Source organism: Rhodococcus sp. AW25M09, from assembly GCF_000333955.1.
Classification (GTDB): domain Bacteria; phylum Actinomycetota; class Actinomycetes; order Mycobacteriales; family Mycobacteriaceae; genus Rhodococcoides.
On sequence record NZ_CAPS01000160.1, the window covers coordinates 1 to 1,415 of the forward strand.

A 1,415-nucleotide genomic window follows, 5' to 3' on the forward strand; every position below is an offset into this window, starting at 1 on the left:
GCCGCACGGACTCGTCGTTCGAGGGTGCGCCGGCTGGTGCCGAGCGACTGCGCGACGAAGGCGACGTTGAACGGTTCGTCCAGGCGGGCGCGCACGAAGCGTTCGAACTCGACGACGATCGGGTCCTCGTGCCGGAGATGTTCGTAGGCGACGAAGGCCGCCTGCGACGGACGCTCGTCGATGATGAGGAGCTTGGCGACATGTTGGGCCAGGTCGGGGCTGATCGATCGCACGAGTGAGAGCGCGAGGTCGATGTGGGCGAACGCGGCGCCGGCGGTGACGAGGTTCCCGTCGACCACGACCATGGTGTCGAGATCGAGGGCGACGGTCGGATAGCGCTTCAGGAACTCCGGCCCCAGGAACCAGCTGGTCGTCGCCCGCCGATGATGCATCCGTCCAGTCTCGGCGACGGCGAACACGCCGGTGCACGCCGCGGCGATCCGGGTGGTCGCGTCGTCGAGGCGCCCGAGTGAGGCGATGACCGAACGTGCATCTCGGCTCTGGAGGGCGTCGTTGGTAGCGGCGGCCGTGAGGGTTCCAAGCGCAGGGACGACGACCACGTCGAACTCTCCGGACTCCGACAGCGGGTGGTCTACCGACAGGGTCATCGATGCCGTCGTGGTCACTCGCCGTTTCGGTCCGAGGATGGCGAGTTCGATCGGGTCGATCCGCGGGTCGACATCGCCGCGGGCTCCGTCGGCCACCCGCACGATGTCGATGACCGACGCGACAGCCGAACCGAAGCAGCCGTCGATCGCGATCAGTCCGATACGCATGGCGCGAACAATAGCAATACTGTCGTATACGCCACTCCCCACCGGCCCTCGCTCGTCATAGGCTGAACTCGCCCCACGAAGAACCCCGACTTCAAGGAGAACCCCTCATGTCCACACCCGCATCACTTCCGTATGCCTTCGTCGCCAAGATCGTCGCGGCCGATGGACAGCACGACGCGCTCGCCGATCTGCTCGCCGGCGCTGTCGCACTCGCCAACGAAGAAGTAGGAACGATTGTCTGGTTCGCGGCTAGGACCCACGCCGACACCTTCTGGATCTTCGATGCATTCCCCGACGAGGCCGCTCGCGACGCCCACGCCAACGGCGCCATCGTCGCAGCCCTGATGGCCAACCAGCACCTCCTCGGCGCAGCACCCGAGATCCTGGCGGCCGACGTCCTCGCGTCCAAGCTCCCGTAGTCCGCCAACGCACGAGACGATCGCGCCCCGCCGAGCCGTCGGACCCGACCGCCTCGACACCCGCACCACGTTGACGATCCCCGACGGGCCGATCACGAGGAGGCCAGGCAACACCAGGCGCAAGCCTGGAGCGGCACTGTTTCACCGGTGGTCATCGAGAGAGCCAGCGCGGTTCCATGGCAGCGCAACTGTGTCAACTTGCCCTCCGTCCCGCGAGGCC

The 1,415-nt window shown here is 67.0% G+C and carries 2 protein-coding genes; one reads left to right on the forward strand and one right to left on the reverse strand.

The annotated features are described in order from the left end of the window. On the reverse strand, window positions 1-776 hold a 776-nt coding region (locus tag RHODMAR_RS26750), incomplete at its 3' end, for a DJ-1/PfpI family protein (RefSeq protein WP_042940587.1). 107 nt (window positions 777-883) lie between these two features. Here RHODMAR_RS26750 and RHODMAR_RS26755 point away from each other — a divergent pair. Next, window positions 884-1,195: a putative quinol monooxygenase gene (locus RHODMAR_RS26755; RefSeq protein ID WP_006247389.1), complete on the forward strand. Its 312-nt coding sequence runs from the start codon at window positions 884-886 to the stop codon at window positions 1,193-1,195. Window positions 1,196-1,415: the final 220 nt, after the last annotated feature.

Excerpts from the sequence above, each read along its gene's own strand:
- RHODMAR_RS26755 (WP_006247389.1), top strand. The coding sequence starts at position 884 with ATGTCCACACCCGCATCACTTCCGTATGCCTTCGTCGCCAAGATCGTC.